The organism is Neobacillus sp. NRS-1170 (assembly GCF_050468025.1).
Genome location: NZ_JBITPF010000071.1, coordinates 32,771 through 51,710, shown reverse-complemented (window position 1 = coordinate 51,710; position 18,940 = coordinate 32,771). Strand labels below are relative to the sequence as shown.

Genomic DNA, 18,940 nt, shown 5'->3' with positions numbered 1-18,940 from the left:
ATTAATGAATAACCGTTTCTACTTTTGAATTGCTCGCAAATTGACCGGATAGCCACGTTTCCAGCAACTTTAACAATTCTGGATGAACTGGCAATTCGGCTTCTATCGGAAGATCTTTTTTAATCGAAAAAATAGTGGAGGATTTTGTTATATATTTACAGGAATGTCCCATATTTTCAACGACATAATATTGTGCATCACCTTTAATATAAAGTGGTAAATCTTTTAGCACTTCTGGATTTGCCTGAATATCCCTAGCACCTGTTATTGCAAGAACCGGGCAAGAAACCTTTGCCAAATCATTACGAACATTATAGGATAGATGTTCACGCATCCATTTCGCATTTATTTTTACAAAATTTTGCTTCATAACATCTTCACTTGAGTTTAGAACTTTTTCTAGAAACTTATGTGCTTGTTTTTCCACTTTTTTATGAGCTCCAAGTAAACGAAGTAAATATCCTTGAAAGCCCTTGGCATTGATGATGTCCTCCGTGGCTAAATCTCTTTGTCTCTTTAGCGCTTCACCCAATCTTTCCACAGCACCAGAAAGTAAAATTAATCCTCCAAGGTCTTCTCTTGGGGCTAAAGCTGTGCCGATAGCCGCTCCTTCACTATGGCCTAATACGATTACTTTTTCAGCGTCCACTTCAGGAAGGTTTTTTAAAAATTTAACAGCTGCCTGGGCGTCATCAACTAAATCCCACAGCCCTGTTTTTAAAAAATCCCCTTCACTAGCGGCCACACCTCGCTTATCATACCTTAGGCTAATAAACCCAATCGAGTTTAAATATTCAGCTAATTGACGATAAAGCTTCAAATCGAGTTTTTTATTTACTTTACCATTTCGGTCCAATTTTCCTGACCCCGTAATGATTAACACCGCAGGGGTTTTTTCTTCTGTATTTTCCGGTAAACATAAAGTTCCCTTTAGTGATGCCCCACTTTGTATTGTTACTTCCCTCTCCTTAATTGTCATTTTTAAATCCCCCTATTCGTTCTTTTGTTCTGGAATGATAATTGTGGCGATTGTTCTTCTTCTTCTATCCTTCGATGGCTTGTATTTCATAATTTTTGTATATACAGCAACAAGCATCGAAAATGATAATATTTCATTTTTTGATACGTGTAAAGAAAAAATTGGAAATTTTTAAAATTTCCATCACATCTATTTGGTTACATGAAATGATAATTTTCGACTTATATTATAAAGAGGAGGTTAAGGGATAATGATTTTATCGTGGATATTTGGAGGTATGCTGTTTGCTCAGCAAGTAAACGCTCCAATTAGTTTACTCATTACAAAAGACGGTCAGCCTGTTTCCCATATTAATCATTTGGACTTTACCAATCCATACATAGATTTACCGATTGTGGATATGAAAAAATATAACCAGTTTTTGAATCAACTTGATAAGCAATTTTCTATCGCACCAGAAAATGCCTATTTAGACCAGCATGGTAATATTCACTCAGAAAAAGTTGGGTACCAAATTAACCGCCAAGCATTTACCGAACAAGTTTATACTTATTTTTTTGATCAAAGCCGTACTAGGCTAGAAATACCCATGTCAACTCTCTATCCAAAGGTGGATAGCGAATTACTTGAAAGCATCGGGAGGATGAGAATCGGCCGTTATGTTACTTCCTTCAATCCACATAATAACAACCGTACCACCAATATTCAGTTAGCGGCAGATGCGATTAATAATTATGTTGTCTTTCCTGGCGAGACGTTTTCCTTCAACAAAGTGGTAGGTAAACGGACAGTTGCGCGCGGCTACCAGCGTGCCCCTGTAATTGTAAGAGGAGAATTTTCAGAGGATATTGGCGGAGGAATCTGCCAAGTATCATCCACTCTTTTTAATGCCGTAGATAATGCCGGGCTTCAAATTGTTGAACGATTCTCTCACACTCGAAAGGTTCCGTATATTCCTCCAGGCCGGGATGCTACAGTAAGCTGGTATGGACCAGATTTTGCATTTAAAAACAAGTACAATCAGCCTGTTTTAATTAGGGCAAGAACGCTTGGCAACTGGTTAATCATAAGGGTCTATTCTTCTGAAAGCATAGAATATATCCCCAGAAAAGTTCCAAATCCTCCATATTAAAAAGTCCGCAAAATGCGGACTTTTTACTTTAACGTTTATTATTTAATGCACTTTCTAACAATTCTTCAGAGAACTCCGTTAAGGCAGCAGTATCCATCCTGTTTATGTTGTTAAATTTTGGAACCATATTTTTCACAGCATTTTGGATTGGAAGTGCCATATCTTTACGCTTTCCTCTTGTTACTCCAAATACTGCAGCACTTAAGCCTATGCCTAGGAGAGATGCCCACATGGCCCCCCTGCTCTTCCGTTTAGGCATAAACAAATTGAAAAAAGGCTGGTTTCTTAAGCTTTTCATTATCAGCACTCCTTCAGCATGTTATAGAAGAGAATATCCCTTCCATTTGCTTAATTTGTGCATTTTTGATTTGAATATGATGAGCAAACAGAGCCTTATTTGTTAATGGCTGGCAGTTTTTTCCCATATTTTTTATATAGAATGTCCTTAGATAAAAATAAATAGGTAAGTGTATTGGATTTTGAGGAGGAATTAGAAAGAAACATGATTGGAAGCTGGCCTAATTTTTTAAAGGACCGATACCAACGACTTGAAGGTGAAAAACATTCAAAGCCTAACGATTTTACCCCCTTATTTATAGTCGTAATTCCAATAATCCCTTTAATCTTCTCTTCCTCAGGATGCTCCATTAAATAACTTGCCAGCAATGGCATGGATCTTAATACCCTGGTATATATTTTTCTTGCTCGGGAAAGTTCATTTTTTATTTTTAAAAATTCACTTAGTAATTGAACATTATGTAAATGAATTTTTAATAGGAAATCATTTTTGGCAATGATTGTACCATCTGAAAGAACGAATTTTTCCCCTTTGTATTTTGTAATGCGAACTCGAAATACAGATTGATCATTTATGTAATGTAAACGGGAAAATTGATAAAATAGTGGATCTAAAAACTTCCAAATCCAAATGATTATAAGACGGACATACATATTCTTACACTCCATTCTATCTTATTCATAGGGTGACAATGAATATGGGTTTTTAATATGGTAATATAAGGATATGTGATAAAAATTTGAAAATGCTAAATTCCGTGGTAAATGGGAATTATAGAAAATATAAACAGCTTTTGTTTACATAATATTATTATTGTTAAATCGAGCCTTAGTACCATTAAAATGAACCTCTTTCCTCCTAGTTACATATTATGCAAAAAAGAAAACTAGGTGGTGTCTATGGGAGGCCTAACATATTTAGATTTCTTGGCCAAGTTTGGCGTTGGCGGAGCCCATCCTGGAGGAATCCAATTAACAACAGATCTCCTTTCAAACGAAAGGATTACTAAGGATTCGATCATTTTGGATGCTGGCTGCGGCACAGGACAGACAGCGGCTTATATATATCAGCAGTATAAGGCAAAGGTATTTGGATTGGAGATCAATCCAATTATGATTGAAAAAGCAAAAAATCGGTTTCAGACCTTGCAGATGCCTATTCAAGTAATCCAAGGCTCAATAGAAAAAATTCCCTTTGAGGATCATACCTTCGATTTTATCATTTGTGAATCTGTTTTAGCTTTTGTTGATAAACCTGCAGCTCTTAAAGAATTTTATAGGGTGTTAAAAAAAGGCGGAAGACTCATTGCAAATGAAATGACAATAAACCAAAAACTATCCCCACAAGACGAAATGGAAATTAAAAATTTTTACGCTTTGGATTCAATATTGCTTGAGGAAGATTGGAAAAGACTTTTAGAAAGTACTGGTTTTCTAAAAATAAAATTAAAACAAAAAAAATTTAGTGTGAATAATGGAAACCAAGGAGCAGAATTTAATTTCTCCAAAAACTTCGAACCGGAATTATTTGAAATTCTAAACCAGCATGGTCATATTGTACTTAAATATCAGGACATATTAAGTTATCGGATTATTACTTGCTCCAAAAATTAACTAGTCCACATTCTTTCAAGTTCTAGTGTATATAAAAAAATTCTCGACGAAAAATAAGCTATTGAAAGGATGGGTGACAAACGTGGATAAAACATTGGGGTATCTTAGGGAAATTTTATCAAATTATACTGACCAGCACTCTCTGGGTAAACAATTATATCATAAGCTTTCGGAAGGCCACTATTCATCAGAAGGAGCATTTGTAAGGGATTTAAACCAAAAAGAAATAAATTTTTTAAATGACGTACTTCCTAAAGAAATCAACTATGCAAAAGAAGAACAGGACGAAAAACGAGCATATCAATTAAATGAAGTGTATGAACTATTACTTTGATACTTAAAAAGATGGCATAGATTTATGCCATCTTTTTAGGAAATATTTCATTTTTCGCCTATTTATTTCCGAGGTAAGCGCATAGTACGACAAATCTCGAATGCTAAACTCTACCTTATTCATCATAATACGACATTAAATATCAGAAAATTACAATAACTTTATCTTTTTTCTAAAAGAATTTGATAAACTTAGTTGTTGATTTGCGCTCCAACCAACAGTGCTAATAATTTATTTATCAAAGGCCTTTACACAGTCTACTAAAAAGGCAAGTATTTATTTACGATTTTAATGTATGTCTCTCTTCTTAAATCTTCCGCCTCTGACTTCAGCAATATCAGCAACAGCTAAAAAGGCACTGTGATCATTTTCGGTTACTATTTCCTTCAATTTTGCCTCTTCCAGACGGTTGATGACGCAAAAGATAACCTTCTTATCATCTCCTGAATAGGCACCTTCCCCGTTGATGTAAGTTACACCACGGCCAAGACGACTTAAAATTGCATCGCCGATTTCTTTGGCATTATCACTTATGATCCATACTGATTTGGATTCATCAAGACCTGTAATCGTAATATCAATCGTTTTGTAAGCAACAAAATAGGCAATCAGTGAATACATAGCACGGTCCCACGAGAAAACAAAGCCAGCACTTGCAAGGATAAAAAGATTAAAGAACATAATGATTTCTCCAACAGAAAATGGCAGTTTATTATTAAATAAAATAGCCAAGATCTCGGTGCCATCTAAGGAACCTCCGTACCGAATTACAATACCTACGCCAATACCAAGGACTACACCTCCAAAAACAGTTGCCAAGGTAATATCTTGCGTAAACGCTGGGACAGGGTGGAGCAATGTGGTTGCAATGGAAAGAACGATGATTCCATAAAGCGTGGATAAAGCGAAGGTTTTTCCGATTTGTTTATAACCAATAAAGAAAAAAGGGATATTTAGAATAAATAGGAAAATACCGATTTTCCAGTCAGTAATGTACGATAGCATGATGGAAATACCGGTAATTCCACCATCAATAACGTTGTTTGGTACGAGGAAGATTTCAAGTCCGACAGCCATTAATATGGCACCAATAGTAATTAACAAAATTCGCTGAAAAATCTTTTTCTTAGTCAATCTTCGATGTTGTATCTTTTCCATGATGGCGGTCTGCTGTTGAATAACATTTATTTCTTGTGTTCCTGACATTATCTTGCCCCTTTCAAATTAGATGTTCTATATATAGTATAACGAATAATTGCACTTATTTATAATAATATGCTTTTATTTCTGCCATATTTAATAAAAAAAGGACTGCCTTTTACAGGCAGCATAGAAATTTTATATTAACTTGGATTAACCTCGTCGAAAGAAAGTGTTGTAACACTCGTAAAATCCCCTTTTTCCACTTCTTCTTCAGTAGCACTTTGCTCTAATTCTTCCTGATCATCCATTCCAGGCGCGATTCGTGGCATATTTTGGTTTAAATTTCTTCTTTTTGTCAATTCATAGCCCCCTTTCCGAAAATATTTTTTCAATAAATGCCCGGAAATATACTTACTTGATAAAAAAGAAGCAGCATGGATGTTCTCCTGCTGCTTTCCTTTCAGTCATTATTGTTCTTTTAATCGTGCCCGTTTGATGAAGAAGGCGAGAATTAATGCAACAACAGCGATTCCTGTTGCTACGATAAACGAATCATTAATACCATCGATAGTGGCTTGCTTCATTGTTTGTCCATAGATCAAAAACGTTCCTATCTGATTGCCTGCTGCGGCCGGCAAATGAGCTAATGCTGCTATGCCCTGCCCAATTTGAGCTGTCTTGCTTGCTATAAAAGGATTGACACTCGTAATAAGATTCGAATATTCTCCCATGTGAACACCTTGTCTTGTTGTCATAACCGTTACTAAAAAGGCCGTACCTATGCTGCCGGCAACCTGTCTTGCTGTATTTGAAGCTGCTGTCCCATGGGCGCCCAGATGGCGCGGTAATTGATTTAGCCCTTCCGTCATAACTGTCATCATTAGAAAAGACATCCCGAACATTCGTAAAACGTAGAGTAATAAAATATGATTAAAACTAGTAGTCATACTCATCTGAGTAAAGAGCCAAGTTGTGATCACTGTAATGGTTAAGCCAATCACGGCTAACCACCTTGCTCCCATTTTATCAAACAGTGCTCCTGCGATCGGAGACATGATACCCATAACGATTGCTCCAGGCAATAACAATAGACCTGAATCAAATGCACTAAACCCGCGAATGTTTTGCAAATATATCGGCAGCAAAATCATCGCCCCGAACATTGCCATATTAATAATCATACTGATAATGGTGGTTAAAGCGAAAATATCGTACGTAAAGACACGTAAATCGAGCATCGGATTTTTCGTAGTCAGCTCTCGCCAAACGAAGGCAATTAAGGTGATTACCCCTATTATTAAGGAAATCAGAACTGTACCACTGGACCATCCATGACTTCCTGCTTCGCTGAAGCCATATAAAAGGAAGCCGAAACCCAAGGTTGAAAATAACAAACCTGGGAAATCAAATTTCGGGTTGGTAACCTCAGTAACATCTCTCATCCAAAAGATACTCAAAATTAAATCGAGAATTCCAATTGGAATGACTACATCAAATAAAAGTCTCCATGAATAATGTTCCACAATCCACCCTGACAAAGTAGGACCAATAGCTGGTGCAAACAGCATAACGATACCAATAATCCCCATTGCTTTTCCGCGTTTTTCTGGTGGAAATAAAGAGAAAAATACGGTCATTAAAAGCGGCATAATAATCCCTGCGCCTGAAGCCTGAACAATTCTTCCTACCATCAGCATACTGAAGTTTGCCGAAAATGAACAAATTATGGAACCAAATGTAAACAGAAATATAGAAGTGATAAACAATTTCCTTGTCCCAAACTTTTCAATTAAATAAGCAGTAACAGGGATAAATATCCCATTTACAAGCATATATCCCGTCGAGAGCCATTGAACCGTTGTGGCTGAAATATTTAAGTCTGTCATAATATGTGGGATTGCTACATTTAATAGCGTCTGATTTAAAATCGCTACAAAGGCTCCAAGCATCAATGCTGCCAAAATTTTACCTTTTCCGGTATTTTCTTTGGCATCTTGCTTTCTTGATCTGCCAGGAACTTTTTTCTTCGGTTTTACATTTGCTTCGACGTATTCTAGGGCAAGTTCAGGAATGGCAGACTCCTTTAATAGGTCTTCCACTTGCAGATGTAGATCCTCATTGTCTGCTTCCGAATCCTTAGAATAAATGGCCTCTACCCTTTTAGCCTTCCTCTTCTTTTTTTTCAATAATATATAATTCAATACTCCAAAAAACAAAATGCTTAAAATGATATATACAGAAATATAAATTGACATATTTTCACCTACTTATGGACTCTCACGGTAACATTCATCCCAGGTACTAATTGCAGTCCTTTATAATCTTCAATGGCTATTCTAACAGGGATGACTTGTGTCACTTTGGTATAATTACCGGTTGCATTTGTATTAGGTAATAATGAAAATGTCCCGGATGTGGCTAATCCGATATTCTCCACCCTTCCCTTTAATGTAGTGTTTGGGAAGGCATCTATATAAATATCAACCTCCTGATCAACGGCCACTTCATCTATACTCGTTTCCTCGATATTGGCCGTCACCCATAAATTTTCAAGATCAAACATTTGAGCTAAAGGCATTCCGGCTGCTACAAATGAATCCTTGACAGCACTTGTTTGGACTACAGTACCGGCAGTAGGTAGGGTAATTTTAATTTCCGCAGGTGCAGCCCCTGCTCCAGTACCTGCAGTAAAGACGGAACCAATTTGCTCCTCTTTGGCAAAGTGATCTCCAACCTTTGCATCCCAATTTGATAATTTTCCACTTGCCGGAGCGGAAATCGTAACTTGCTGACCGGCAATTTGAGCATTGTCCGTGGATAAATAATTTACAGTGTTGTTGTAGTAGGAATATGCAGCAAATCCTCCGCCAACTAAAATAATTAAAATGATGATATTTAATAAAACTAATCGACCTGTCTTCATAAGCTTTACTCCTCCTCTAATAAGTATTAATAAATAGTAGTTTGTGTAGACTCCAATAGATTTACTATAAGAGCATCAAACTTTTCAGTATAAAATGGTTGAATTTTTTGTATTGTTTGATTAATCTATTAGGACCAAGGGGGAGATTAATTTGATTAGGAAACTCTCAGAAAAAGATCATAAACAGGTCCTTTCCTTTTTAAGTGAGGAACCTTCGATTAATTTATTTATTATTGGGGACTTAGAGGTGTTTGGATACCAATCTGATTTTCAGGAAATATGGGGGGAATTTGATCCACAAGGTGAGTTCAAAGCCGTCCTGCTCCGCTTTTATCAATCATTTATTCCGTATGCTAAAGGGGAATTTAACGTTAGTGGTTTTGCCTCAATCATGAAAGAGTATCAGAAGCCTCTTTACTTATCGGGAAAATCAGATATCGTAGAACGGTTCGAGTCCTATAAAGAATTGGAGCTTGGACCTAAACATGTTACTTACTTTGCTGAATGCAGTTCCATCGAAAACTTGGGAATGACAGAATTAGAAATCCACTCTGCAGGATTGGAAGATGTTGACAGAATCATTTCCCTTCGCAGCACGATTGAAGAATTTCAAATTCGAAGTGATGCGCATGAAATCTTATTAAAATCAATGGAGGCCAATACTTCAAGGACCTATTATACCGAAGAAAACGGCATAATGACCTCATGTGTGTCGACTACAGCCGAAAATTCCATCTCAGCCATGATTGTCGGTGTCTGCACAAGAAATGAGAATCGCCGTCAGGGCCTCGCCACTGGAATCATGCAGAAGCTATTTCAGGATGTATTAACAGAAGGAAAAACACTATGCCTCTTTTATAATAATCCTGAGGCAGGCCGGATCTATAAAAGACTTGGCTTCAAAGATATTGGCATGTGGACGATGCATCGTTAATGAAAGAATCCTTTATAAAGGATTCTTTTTTTATGTAGTAACCCAAAATTATAAGGGAAAATTACTAACAGGAACTATGAAGGGATGCGATAATGCAATGCATGAATCCATAATTAAATACGCAAAACCTTTCGACACAATTACAGACTTTACCCCTTTAATTGATGCTGTTGGTGATGCTAAATACGTGCTTCTCGGTGAATCCTCTCATGGAACTTCCGAGTTTTATACGATTCGTGCCGAGATATCAAAACAATTGATTAAGGAAAAAGGTTTTTCTATTATTGCCGTTGAAGGAGATTGGCCGTCCTGCCAAAGTGTTAACCGTTACGTAAAAGGTTTTAATCAAACTGGAATGGATGTAAAAGAGGTACTTCAATCCTTTAATAGATGGCCAACTTGGATGTGGGCAAATCAAGAAATCATCGGGCTAATCGAATGGCTAAAAGAATACAACCTGCAGCAAAATCGACCTCAAAAAGTCGGCTTTTATGGCTTGGATGTATATAGTCTTTGGGAAAGTATGGACGAAATCCTCAGATATTTAGAAAAAACCAATTCACCTAGTCTTAACCAAGCAAAACAAGCATTCTCCTGCTTTGAACCCTTTAACCGAAATCATGAAACCTATGCTGTCTCTGCAGGTTATTTATCGGACGATTGTTTGAAAGAATCATTAGAGCTTTTAGAATCGATTCGAAAAAACAAATGGAGATTCGATGACCAAGAAGAAAGCAGTCTTAATATGGAGGTAAATGCCTTGGTTACGGCACATGCTGAGGAATACTATCGAACAATGGTAACAAGTGATGTAAGGTCGTGGAATGTCCGTGACAAACATATGGTAGATGCCTTAGACACGGTTATGAAGTTTTATGGCAGGGACGCAAAAGTGATTATTTGGGAGCACAATACGCATGTTGGCGATGCAAGGGCAACCGACATGAAGGGTGAGGGAATGATAAATGTCGGCCAATTAATTAGAGAACAAAACAAACCAGAAGATGTGTTCATTATCGGCTTCGGCACCTTTAACGGCACCGTCATATCGGCAACTGAATGGGGGCTGGATTTTCAGGTCACTGAGGTTCCGCCTGCCCAATTTGGAAGCTGGGAATATCTTATGCATAATTCAGGCGCTTTTAATAAATACCTCATTTTTAATAATAAGAACCAAGAGGAATTTTCCACAACCATAGGTCATCGAGCGATTGGTGTAGTATACCGGCCTGAATATGAGCATTTTGGAAATTATGTTCCTTCCAACATGGGTCAAAGGTATGATGGATTTATTTTTATCGATAAAACGACTGCACTGCACCCACTCGTCTTAGAGCATATTTTAATATAAGTAAAAAGGTCTTCCTGTTGTTTCTGAGGAAGACCATTGTTTATTAATCCACGATGGGATTTTTAAAATTATCTGTTATCGGAATATTGTTTTCTTTTATCATTTTTTCAACCCGCCACTTATTTTCTGAAAGTTTATCATTAAATGGTATGGTTATTTTCCTTCCATTCCTATTTTCAAATTGATATTCCAATATACCTGTGGTTCCTTGGTGATTTCGATAAACGATATGAACTTTTTTTATTTTATCCCATCTATATTCCTCTTCCTTTATTTTAGTAAGGGAGTTATAATGGACTCCTTCTTCATCGAAATAATAATAATTGGTTAGGCTCATAAAAAACACTGGTATACTTCCAAGAATCAGGACCCAGGTAACCCATTTTATTTCTCTGCCATCCGATCGCGACCGAAAAATAAGATAAACGGTTAAAGCGAACGCTATTATTAACATTCCTGCCGCAAAAGTAATATAGGCCGTTAAAGGCGTAGTAAAAAACCATTGGGTTCGAGAGTAATAGACCATACTCTGATAGGAAGCCACAACAATAAATGGAACAAATAAACTGCTGATATACAAAATAATTGTATAGGCAACAAGGTTTACCTGATTATCCTCGGTATGCTCTTTCCTTTTTTGCAACAACATTTAAAAATACCATCCTTATGTATTTTATTCCTTTTAATTTTACCATTATCTGAATGATTTGACGTCATTTTCCACGGGAAGTTTCATATAAAATTGGAATGATAAAAAACCAGTCAATTATTGACTGGTTTTTATCCATTTTATTTTGTTCCCGGTGCTGGATGATCTACACCTTTAACATGGTGACTGTGGCCGCTCTCTTCTGTTGTATGGAAATCATAGTAATGAACATGCATTCCGTTCCCCACTGGGATAGCCGGTCCTGAGTACGCCCGGTAATGATGGGTATGCCCATCCTCAAATAATACATATCCCTCAGTATAATGAATATGTCCGCCATCTTGTGTTGGTATTGGCGGTGAGGTTACATCAAAGCATTGGTGTACATGCCCTGAACTAACACCAGTATAGTCTACAGAACCATGATTATGGTGTGGAACAAAGCCAGGAACAAAATCATCTTTTCCAACTTTAGCCATTACAATCACCTCACGATTTTGATGATTCATCTATATGCGGACGAAATAAAAAAAATAATTGATATAGTGAAGGTGGAAAAATTTTCACTGCCCTAAAAATAAAAAAGGTACATAAGCATCAAGATAAATCACATACTATTTTTGTAATTTCAATCACTATCACGAAAGAAGGATTATTTCATGACTGTAGGAACACAGGTAAAACAAGCATTAGCGGGATTAAAAAGTGCACAGGCAAGTTTCGAAACCTTTGCTCTTGCAACAGATAATCAAAATGCAAAACAGCTATATCAGCAGGCTGCCCAGCAAACACAACAGGTTCTTGATAGCCTTGAGCCGCGTCTTCAAGAAATCTTGACTGAAGAACCACAATACAATCAATAATTAAAAAAGGTTGGCTTTTCTGCCAACCCATTTTTCATTTAATTTTTAGGTTTTGTAATAAAAAATGAAAGGAAGTTTTTTCAGTGACCGTTGCTTCAAATGTTAAGCAATGCCTGATTACCATAAAAGGAATTGAAGCGCAACTGTCTTCGCTTGCTTTAAATTCTTTAGATAAAGAAGCTCAAGCTTTGTTTCATGAAACTTCCTTAACGATGGCCGATATCAAAAAAGACCTTCAATATCGTGTTTTGGAACTAGAACGACAGGAACCGCAATATAAAGGCTCATAATCATTGGGGTGAAAAATAGTGCCAGGATGGATATTTATAATTGTTCGTTCGCTTATATTTATCTTGCTCTTATTTCTAACAACTAAAATTCTTGGAAAAAAACAAATTTCTGAGCTTTCTTTTTTCGAATATATTGCCGGAATTACAATCGGCAGTATTGCCGGGGAGGTTGTAACCGGACTTGAAGCCAATATATATCATGGAATATTGGCGTGTGTGGTATTTGGCTTTGTTACCTGGCTGGTTGACTTTATTTCTTTATACAGTAAAAGTTTTCGGGACATGGTCGAAGGAAAAGGTACGGTTGTCATTAAAGATGGAAAAGTTTTGGAAGAAAATTTAAAGAAAGAAAAATATACGATTGACGAGCTTTCAGCACTTCTTCGTCAAAAGGATATTTTTAGGCTAGCAGATGTGGAATTTGCGGTTCTGGAACCCCGAGGCAATTTAACCGCCTTGTTAAAAAAGGAAAACCGTCCGCTTACACCTAAAGATTTACAAATGAAAGTACCAAATGAAAAAGAGCCGCAAACGGTTATAATGGATGGAAATATCATCGATGAACCATTGCGAATTGCCCGAAAAAGCAGAGCCTGGCTCTATACAGAATTAGAAAAACTAAACGTTACACTTGCAAATGTTTTCATAGGACAAGTTGACTCTTATGGTGAATTAACCGTTGATTTGTATGATGATAAAATTCAGGTTCCCGAGCCCCAACAAAGACCTCTATTACTTGCAACCATGAAAAAGACCCAGGCCGATTTAGAAATATTTTCGCATCAGACCGATTGTGAACAATCAAAAGCAATGTACAAGAAAAATGCTGCTGTTCTACAGGAAACAATTGATAAGCTTAGTCCATTTTTAAATGGATAGTACATGAAAAATCCTTATCAACGATTGATTGATAAGGATTCAATATTTTTAGGAACTAACTGAATTTTCTTTGCTGGTAAGTGCCGGGGAAGTGGCCGTGCTTTTATGAGAAATATAGCTATGAAGCACCATTCCAGCCATAACTAATATCATTCCAATCCAGGATATGGTTGAAGGGAATAAAGAATTTAGGAGCAATAATTCCCCAATTAAAGCAAATAAAACTTCCATTGATTGAGTTGCTTCAACCGCTGCTAATTTCTGCATATTTCCTCTAACCAAATCGGTGGCATGAAAAAAGAGAATGGTGGCAATGACACCGGAAGAAATGGCAACAAGTCCTGATTGTATCGTTTGTCCCGAGCTTGGAGGTCCTTCTGTAAGAAAACCATATAGGGATAAAATAATCCAAAGTGGCAGACTGGCCAATGTCATCCCCAATACACGTTGAAATACATCTAACCGTCCGCCGCAAACATCCATCATTTTTCGGTTGCCAAGGGGATAGGCAAAAGACGCAATTACAACCGGAATCACCCCTAAGGAAATTGCTAAAACAGAAAGATGATTGGCTTGCTCCAGCTGCATTAATATAATTCCCAATAAAATAATCAATGACATTGCCAACCCTTTGAATGGAATTTTTCCTCTTAATTGGGTTGGTACTTTATCCGTCATAACGGTTTCATAAAATAGCGGAGATAACAACGAACCGGAGATAATGGTGATTTGCCAGGTGGCTGCAATTAACCATCCGGGAGCGTAAGCCGCAGAGAAACAAATAGGTGCATAGAACAATCCAAACCCCACAAAACTCCATAAAAACCATGCACTTGGCCGTTTCTTCATTTCTGCAAATAATTGCCTAAGATTTTTTCTCATGATTACGATAACGAATAGAAAGGGTACCATAAAGAAATAACGTAAGGATGCACTCCAAATCCAGCTCCCGCCATCTAAGTCCATCGCACGGTTTAAAATAAAGGTAAACGCAAAAAAGAAAGCGGCAAGTATGCCTAATATGATGGGCCGCATCGTATAAATTCCCTTCTACTTTAAATTTCACTCTTTGGTAGATCAACATTTTATAGTATAGCAGATTTCTGAATTATTTGTTTAACGAAAAAATTAGCCTCGATTAATTTGAAACTTTCTTCTTTTTCACACGTACATATTGTGGTCAAGATAAATTATAAAGTGAGGTTGATACCATGTTCGGAAAAGTTGCTGCTGATATTTTGGGACTAAGTGATGTTGGTGCGGTTATTAAGCCGGAGAATTATGATAAAGTTGACGCCGATGATTATGTGATGCATGAAGATAATGAAAAAATATATTTCCTAATTAAATCTAAATCAGATGAATATTGTTTTACCAACAATGCTCTTATCCATTTAGACGGCACCAGTGCCACAAGTAAAAAACGCATGCTGCACCGATATAGCTATGCTACCCATAAAATAACTGATGTAATGCTTGAAACAGCCGGAACCGTCGATCTTGACGTGGAAATCAAATTCAAAATTGGTTCTATGCCATTCTCCATTGATGTTCATAAAAAACATATTGAAGAAGTAAAGGACTTATACAAGGCTTTAATCAAAATATCTGAAATCACACATGAAAATGACATTTCCCTTCAATTCGCAAAGCAAAGCCTTGAAGTTGCCTCTACTACATTAGGCCGTGTTACAAGTCCTGACAGCAATTTAGTGGTTCAGTTTAAAATGCTTAACCAAGCAGCATTCCAATGGTTAGAAGACAGCAAAAAACAATATTGCGTGAAGGACTTTGGCTCAGTATTTGAAAAGTACATTAATAATTAAATACATTAAAAATAACCCCAACTTGGGGTTATTTTATTTAAATATAATCAATTAAAACATCATCTAATGGCAATCTGGTTGTATGATGAGCCGGTGCAGAGGCTTTCCCTATGGCGATTAAGACAACAGGGAAAAAGCGTTCAGGGAGTTCGAACTTTTTCGCAAATTGCTCCTTGCTAAAACCGCCCATTGGCACTGTATCATAGCCTCTATCCTTTGCAATTAACATCAACTGCATGGAAATTAGTCCTGCATCAAAGGAAGCAATGTTTTTCAGAATCTCTTCTGGAGCAAAAGGATACGTTTTGTTGGTGTTTTCGATTAATCGGTTCATGCTAACTTCATCTAAATATCCAGCTTCAAATGCACTGCGGTAAACTTTTTCTACACTTTTATACATCTCTTTATCGCCAATGACTGCAATAACGGCGGAAGCTGTTTCCACCTGCTCTTGATTGTTCGCAATTGTTCTAAGTTCTTTTTTAACTTCTTGGTCTTCGATCACAATAAAGCGCCATGGCTGCAAATTACTAGATGATGGTGCTTTTGTTGCTTCTTTTAGAATATCATTAATTTCTTCTTTAGAAATTTTATATGTTGCGTCATATTTTCTTACTGAATGACGTTCATTAATCAATTCAGTCAAACTTTTTGTACTTACAGAAGTTGCCATCGATGATTCCTCCTTTTGGATGGGAGTTGTTACTTATCGTTTGTTTATCCCTCCATAACGATACCATGAAATCATTACCTCGATACAAGTAAAATGCTTGCACTTTGAATAAGTGCAAGCATTAGTTATGAAGGACTTGGCCTGTGAAACAGCCCCATGACTTCAATTGTTTCTGTAATATTTACGAAAGCAGTTGGATCTACTTCTGTTATCAGGGTTTTTACTTCATTTAGTTCGTAACGGGAAATAACTGTAACCATAACATTACGTTTATCATTTGAATAGCCGCCTACTCCATCCATAATAGTTAAACCCCGGTACAGGTTAGTCAGTAAATGCTGTCTCATCTCTTCGCCTTTTTCAGTTATGATCATGATGGTTAATTTTGCATGATCGGTATAGATAGCATCCACAACTTTACCGGTTACAAATATGGAAACTAATGTATTAAGAGCGGCATCCCATGTGAATAAAAATCCACTTATTAATATAACGACTGCGTTCATGCCAGAAAGTAAAACGCCTATTGGAAAGTCTTTTTTGCGTGCAACTATCATTCCTATGATATCAAAACCACCAGTTGATCCTGAACAGCGGAACACGATTCCCACTCCTAAGCCTGTTAAAGCTCCACCGAATATGGAGGAAAGGATCGTACCTTTTGCGATTGGGAATTCTGGTATTACATAAAGCCCTACAGAAATAATTAATACTGAAAAGATGGAATTCATGATAAATTTTTTCCCAAGCATTTTATATCCAATGATTAATAACGGGAAATTCAAAAGAAAGTTGGCCAACCCTGTATTAATGGGGGTAATCATTCCAAACATCATAGAAATTCCACTTAATCCGCTGCTTAACACTTCATGTGGAATTAAAAAAAGATTAAAGGCAATAACAATAATAAGGGATCCAATTATAAGTCCAAAAATCCGCACAAGGAAATCCTCCCATACTTCTCCATTTATTTAAAAATAATACCGATAATATTTCTTCATGTAAATTTAATAGTTTTTTATAATAATAATAAATTATCTGACAATTATTTATTTGCTCTTTAATTAAGAGGAATAAGGATAATCTCCTATTAACATCTCTTTATGATTTTCCCTTTAACATGAATAATTATTCAACCTGCATTAGATTTCATGCTATTGATAGAAATTTTTTTAGGAAGAAAGATTGACAATAATTCAATAACATTTATACTTTAGTAATATATTAAACTTCATAAATAAATCCTCATCAAACCGATGAGGTAGAGGTCGCGGTTTTTATTAGTATCACGGACGAGATGCAGAGACATTTTTGACTCCGTTTGAAAGGAAAAACTGCCGAAGTGTGCTTTCTTCTCTGAACAAGCATGCTGGGGCTGTCTCCAAATAGGAACAGAACTGTCACGAATGGACCTACCAGCTGTTCGTGTTGAGCTATCTTTCGGAAGGTATGATGCGGGGTATTAAAAATGCCATCGAAGTCTATCTCGATGGTATTTTTTATTCCAAACTCCTTCCATAAACTAATCAAAAGGGAGTTATAATTATGCAAACTTCACGGGTATTAAAAGAAGATGTAAGCATAGATATCAATCCATCTAATAAAGATGGATTAAAACGAAGCCTAAAATCGAGACACCTGACGATGATTTCACTTGGAGGTACAATTGGTACAGGACTATTCCTAGCAAGTGGCGGAGCCATCCATTCTGCTGGTCCAGGTGGTGCAATCCTTTCTTATCTCGTTATTGGCGTAATGGTGTACTTTTTAATGCAAAGCTTAGCAGAAATGGGTGCGTACATGCCGGTCGCTGGAAGCTTTAGTACCTATGCCACTAAATTCGTTGATCCTTCACTTGGTTTTGCACTTGGCTGGAATTACTGGTATAACTGGGCCATTACAATTGCAGCAGAATTAGCTGCTGTTACGATGATTATGAAATTCTGGTTCCCGCATACTCCATCGATTATTTGGAGCGGCATCTTTCTAGTCGTTATGTTTTTATTAAATTTCCTTTCTGTAAAGGGCTTTGGAGAAGCTGAATATTGGTTCTCCTTAGTGAAAGTGGTTACGGTAATTATCTTTATCGTTACTGGCACCTTAATGATTTTTGGCATTATGGGAGACGAAGCAATTGGGTTTAAAAACTTCACTGTCGGTGATGCTCCCTTCCACGGCGGTTTCATGGCAATGCTTGGTATCTTTATGGCAGCTGGATTTTCATTCCAAGGGACAGAGTTGCTTGGAGTTGCAGCTGGGGAAACAGATAATCCTACTAAAGCCATTCCGCGTGCAGTTAAACAAGTATTCTGGCGTATCCTTTTATTTTATGTTTTAGCTATTTTAGTTATCGGCCTTTTAATTCCTTATACAAATGGCGAATTAGCGAATGGTGATGTTACTGTCAGTCCTTTCACACTTGTTTTCCAAAAAGCAGGTATTGCTTTTGCTGCTTCAGTTATGAACGCGGTTATCTTAACAGCAGTACTTTCAGCAGGAAATTCAGGCATGTACGCTTCAACTCGTATGCTTTGGGATTTGGCTCGTGAAGGCAAAGCACCGAAATTCCTTGGTAAATTAAATAAAAATGGCGTTCCTGTCAATGCATTAATTGCAACAACTTTAGTTGGTACACTTGCATTCCTTGCGTCTTTCTTTGGCGATGGCACTGTTTACGTTTGGCTGTTAAACGCATCTGGTATGTCAGGTTTTATCGCCTGGCTAGGAATTGCGATTTGTCATTATCGCTTCCGGAAGGCATATGTCACTCAAGGAAAAGACTTAAACTTATTACCATATAAATCTAAATTCTTCCCATTTGGTCCGATTTTCGCCTTTGCTGTCTGCGGATTCGTTGTCTTAGGGCAAAACTATTCAGCATTTATGGGAGACCATATTGATTGGAATGGCGTTTTAGTTTCCTATATTGGATTGCCGTTATTCCTCATTTTATGGCTTGGTTATAAAATCACAAAGAAAACCAAAGTTATTCCTTTAGAAAAATGTGATCTAAATAATTAACGTTAAAAGAGCACGCTATTAGCATGCTCTTT

At 36.9% G+C, this 18,940-nt stretch carries 22 protein-coding genes and 1 riboswitch; of the genes, 10 read left to right on the top strand and 12 right to left on the bottom strand.

From position 1 onward, the window contains the following. Nucleotide 1 precedes the first annotated feature (1 nt). Nucleotides 2-979 (bottom strand): alpha/beta hydrolase, encoded by a 978-nt coding sequence (locus ACIFOT_RS26045; RefSeq protein ID WP_430069896.1) that lies wholly within the window; start codon nt 977-979, stop codon nt 2-4. Nucleotides 980-1,229: 250 nt separating this feature from the next. On the opposite strand from ACIFOT_RS26045, the gene ACIFOT_RS26040 reads away from it, so the two are divergent. Then, complete coding sequence (locus tag ACIFOT_RS26040; protein WP_430069893.1) at nt 1,230-2,111, top strand: VanW family protein; 882 nt, start codon at nt 1,230-1,232, stop codon at nt 2,109-2,111. A 28-nt stretch (nt 2,112-2,139) separates the two neighbouring features. Here the strand turns inward: ACIFOT_RS26040 and ACIFOT_RS26035 are convergent, their stop codons facing one another. Together ACIFOT_RS26035 and ACIFOT_RS26030 are read right to left on the bottom strand one after the other, a co-directional pair. Beyond that, nucleotides 2,140-2,409 carry a hypothetical protein gene (locus ACIFOT_RS26035; RefSeq protein WP_430069891.1) on the bottom strand — a complete coding sequence of 90 codons (270 nt, stop codon included), beginning with the start codon at nt 2,407-2,409 and terminating at the stop codon, nt 2,140-2,142. A gap of 95 nt (nt 2,410-2,504) precedes the next feature. Then, complete coding sequence (locus ACIFOT_RS26030; RefSeq protein ID WP_430069888.1) at nt 2,505-3,062, bottom strand: YkoP family protein; 558 nt, start codon at nt 3,060-3,062, stop codon at nt 2,505-2,507. A gap of 246 nt (nt 3,063-3,308) precedes the next feature. On the opposite strand from ACIFOT_RS26030, the gene ACIFOT_RS26025 reads away from it, so the two are divergent. Further along, nucleotides 3,309-4,022 (top strand): class I SAM-dependent methyltransferase, encoded by a 714-nt coding sequence (locus ACIFOT_RS26025; RefSeq protein WP_430069885.1) that lies wholly within the window; start codon nt 3,309-3,311, stop codon nt 4,020-4,022. 82 nt (nt 4,023-4,104) lie between these two features. Continuing rightward, entirely contained in the window at nt 4,105-4,356 is a 252-nt protein-coding gene (locus ACIFOT_RS26020) for a sigma-G-dependent sporulation-specific acid-soluble spore protein CsgA (RefSeq protein WP_430069882.1), read from the top strand. Between the two features lie 288 nt (nt 4,357-4,644). On the opposite strand, the gene ACIFOT_RS26015 is transcribed toward ACIFOT_RS26020, so the two are convergent. The 4 genes from ACIFOT_RS26015 to ACIFOT_RS26000 all read right to left on the bottom strand — a co-directional run bounded on the left by ACIFOT_RS26015 (nt 4,645) and on the right by ACIFOT_RS26000 (nt 8,422). Next, the gene (locus ACIFOT_RS26015) at nt 4,645-5,514 is read right to left on the bottom strand and encodes a YitT family protein (protein WP_430069968.1); all 870 of its coding nucleotides are present in this window, start codon (nt 5,512-5,514) and stop codon (nt 4,645-4,647) included. Between the two features lie 185 nt (nt 5,515-5,699). Continuing rightward, nucleotides 5,700-5,858, bottom strand: a complete 159-nt coding sequence (locus tag ACIFOT_RS26010; protein WP_430069973.1) for a hypothetical protein — start codon at nt 5,856-5,858, stop codon at nt 5,700-5,702. A 108-nt stretch (nt 5,859-5,966) separates the two neighbouring features. After that, entirely contained in the window at nt 5,967-7,754 is a 1,788-nt protein-coding gene (locus tag ACIFOT_RS26005) for a DHA2 family efflux MFS transporter permease subunit (protein WP_430069879.1), read from the bottom strand. A gap of 8 nt (nt 7,755-7,762) precedes the next feature. After that, nucleotides 7,763-8,422, bottom strand: coding sequence for an HlyD family secretion protein (locus ACIFOT_RS26000; RefSeq protein ID WP_430069876.1), 660 nt, complete (start codon nt 8,420-8,422; stop codon nt 7,763-7,765). Nucleotides 8,423-8,573: 151 nt separating this feature from the next. Here ACIFOT_RS26000 and ACIFOT_RS25995 point away from each other — a divergent pair, with 151 nt between their 5' ends. Both ACIFOT_RS25995 and ACIFOT_RS25990 read left to right on the top strand, forming a co-directional pair. Then, nucleotides 8,574-9,356 carry a GNAT family N-acetyltransferase gene (locus ACIFOT_RS25995; protein ID WP_430069874.1) on the top strand — a complete coding sequence of 261 codons (783 nt, stop codon included), beginning with the start codon at nt 8,574-8,576 and terminating at the stop codon, nt 9,354-9,356. 97 nt (nt 9,357-9,453) lie between these two features. After that, on the top strand, nt 9,454-10,707 hold the full coding sequence (locus ACIFOT_RS25990) for an erythromycin esterase family protein (protein WP_430069871.1): 1,254 nt from the start codon (nt 9,454-9,456) through the stop codon (nt 10,705-10,707). 43 nt (nt 10,708-10,750) lie between these two features. Here the strand turns inward: ACIFOT_RS25990 and ACIFOT_RS25985 are convergent, their stop codons facing one another. Both ACIFOT_RS25985 and ACIFOT_RS25980 read right to left on the bottom strand, forming a co-directional pair. Beyond that, entirely contained in the window at nt 10,751-11,356 is a 606-nt protein-coding gene (locus tag ACIFOT_RS25985) for a hypothetical protein (RefSeq protein ID WP_430069868.1), read from the bottom strand. A gap of 140 nt (nt 11,357-11,496) precedes the next feature. Then, a complete protein-coding gene (locus ACIFOT_RS25980; protein ID WP_430069865.1) occupies nt 11,497-11,835 on the bottom strand; it encodes a YmaF family protein in 339 nt (112 codons plus the stop codon). A 180-nt stretch (nt 11,836-12,015) separates the two neighbouring features. Here ACIFOT_RS25980 and ACIFOT_RS25975 point away from each other — a divergent pair, with 180 nt between their 5' ends. The 3 genes from ACIFOT_RS25975 (at nt 12,016) to ACIFOT_RS25965 (ending at nt 13,388) form a co-directional block, all read left to right on the top strand. After that, nucleotides 12,016-12,219 carry a DUF1657 domain-containing protein gene (locus ACIFOT_RS25975; RefSeq protein WP_223595571.1) on the top strand — a complete coding sequence of 68 codons (204 nt, stop codon included), beginning with the start codon at nt 12,016-12,018 and terminating at the stop codon, nt 12,217-12,219. Between the two features lie 83 nt (nt 12,220-12,302). Next, nucleotides 12,303-12,509 (top strand): DUF1657 domain-containing protein, encoded by a 207-nt coding sequence (locus ACIFOT_RS25970; protein ID WP_430069862.1) that lies wholly within the window; start codon nt 12,303-12,305, stop codon nt 12,507-12,509. Nucleotides 12,510-12,527: 18 nt separating this feature from the next. After that, complete coding sequence (locus ACIFOT_RS25965) at nt 12,528-13,388, top strand: DUF421 domain-containing protein (RefSeq protein ID WP_430069859.1); 861 nt, start codon at nt 12,528-12,530, stop codon at nt 13,386-13,388. A gap of 48 nt (nt 13,389-13,436) precedes the next feature. On the opposite strand, the gene ACIFOT_RS25960 is transcribed toward ACIFOT_RS25965, so the two are convergent. Then, the gene (locus ACIFOT_RS25960; RefSeq protein ID WP_430069856.1) at nt 13,437-14,423 is read right to left on the bottom strand and encodes a DMT family transporter; all 987 of its coding nucleotides are present in this window, start codon (nt 14,421-14,423) and stop codon (nt 13,437-13,439) included. Nucleotides 14,424-14,599: 176 nt separating this feature from the next. Between ACIFOT_RS25960 and ACIFOT_RS25955 the strand changes: the two genes are divergently transcribed. Continuing rightward, nucleotides 14,600-15,214, top strand: coding sequence for a PH domain-containing protein (locus ACIFOT_RS25955; RefSeq protein ID WP_430069854.1), 615 nt, complete (start codon nt 14,600-14,602; stop codon nt 15,212-15,214). A 37-nt stretch (nt 15,215-15,251) separates the two neighbouring features. Here the strand turns inward: ACIFOT_RS25955 and ACIFOT_RS25950 are convergent, their stop codons facing one another. Further along, nucleotides 15,252-15,887 (bottom strand): nitroreductase family protein, encoded by a 636-nt coding sequence (locus ACIFOT_RS25950; RefSeq protein ID WP_430069851.1) that lies wholly within the window; start codon nt 15,885-15,887, stop codon nt 15,252-15,254. Nucleotides 15,888-16,012: 125 nt separating this feature from the next. Next, nucleotides 16,013-16,828, bottom strand: coding sequence for a YitT family protein (locus tag ACIFOT_RS25945; RefSeq protein WP_430069848.1), 816 nt, complete (start codon nt 16,826-16,828; stop codon nt 16,013-16,015). A gap of 313 nt (nt 16,829-17,141) precedes the next feature. Beyond that, nucleotides 17,142-17,331: riboswitch (Lysine riboswitch) on the top strand. Between the two features lie 101 nt (nt 17,332-17,432). On the opposite strand from ACIFOT_RS25945, the gene ACIFOT_RS25940 reads away from it, so the two are divergent. Next, a complete protein-coding gene (locus tag ACIFOT_RS25940) occupies nt 17,433-18,908 on the top strand; it encodes an amino acid permease (RefSeq protein WP_430069845.1) in 1,476 nt (491 codons plus the stop codon). The last annotated feature ends 32 nt before the right edge of the window (nt 18,909-18,940 follow it).

What these genes read in the sequence shown, in the direction of transcription:
- ACIFOT_RS26045 (WP_430069896.1), bottom strand. Translation starts at nt 979, where the DNA reads ATGACAATTAAGGAGAGGGAAGTAACAATACAAAGTGGGGCATCACTA.
- ACIFOT_RS26040 (WP_430069893.1), top strand. Translation starts at nt 1,230, where the DNA reads ATGATTTTATCGTGGATATTTGGAGGTATGCTGTTTGCTCAGCAAGTA.
- ACIFOT_RS26035 (WP_430069891.1), bottom strand. Translation starts at nt 2,409, where the DNA reads ATGAAAAGCTTAAGAAACCAGCCTTTTTTCAATTTGTTTATGCCTAAA.
- ACIFOT_RS26030 (WP_430069888.1), bottom strand. Translation starts at nt 3,062, where the DNA reads ATGTATGTCCGTCTTATAATCATTTGGATTTGGAAGTTTTTAGATCCA.
- ACIFOT_RS26025 (WP_430069885.1), top strand. Translation starts at nt 3,309, where the DNA reads ATGGGAGGCCTAACATATTTAGATTTCTTGGCCAAGTTTGGCGTTGGC.
- ACIFOT_RS26015 (WP_430069968.1), bottom strand. Translation starts at nt 5,514, where the DNA reads ATGGAAAAGATACAACATCGAAGATTGACTAAGAAAAAGATTTTTCAG.
- ACIFOT_RS26005 (WP_430069879.1), bottom strand. Translation starts at nt 7,754, where the DNA reads ATGTCAATTTATATTTCTGTATATATCATTTTAAGCATTTTGTTTTTT.
- ACIFOT_RS26000 (WP_430069876.1), bottom strand. Translation starts at nt 8,422, where the DNA reads ATGAAGACAGGTCGATTAGTTTTATTAAATATCATCATTTTAATTATT.
- ACIFOT_RS25990 (WP_430069871.1), top strand. Translation starts at nt 9,454, where the DNA reads ATGCATGAATCCATAATTAAATACGCAAAACCTTTCGACACAATTACA.
- ACIFOT_RS25985 (WP_430069868.1), bottom strand. Translation starts at nt 11,356, where the DNA reads ATGTTGTTGCAAAAAAGGAAAGAGCATACCGAGGATAATCAGGTAAAC.
- ACIFOT_RS25980 (WP_430069865.1), bottom strand. Translation starts at nt 11,835, where the DNA reads ATGGCTAAAGTTGGAAAAGATGATTTTGTTCCTGGCTTTGTTCCACAC.
- ACIFOT_RS25975 (WP_223595571.1), top strand. Translation starts at nt 12,016, where the DNA reads ATGACTGTAGGAACACAGGTAAAACAAGCATTAGCGGGATTAAAAAGT.
- ACIFOT_RS25960 (WP_430069856.1), bottom strand. Translation starts at nt 14,423, where the DNA reads ATGCGGCCCATCATATTAGGCATACTTGCCGCTTTCTTTTTTGCGTTT.
- ACIFOT_RS25955 (WP_430069854.1), top strand. Translation starts at nt 14,600, where the DNA reads ATGTTCGGAAAAGTTGCTGCTGATATTTTGGGACTAAGTGATGTTGGT.
- ACIFOT_RS25950 (WP_430069851.1), bottom strand. Translation starts at nt 15,887, where the DNA reads ATGGCAACTTCTGTAAGTACAAAAAGTTTGACTGAATTGATTAATGAA.
- ACIFOT_RS25940 (WP_430069845.1), top strand. Translation starts at nt 17,433, where the DNA reads ATGCAAACTTCACGGGTATTAAAAGAAGATGTAAGCATAGATATCAAT.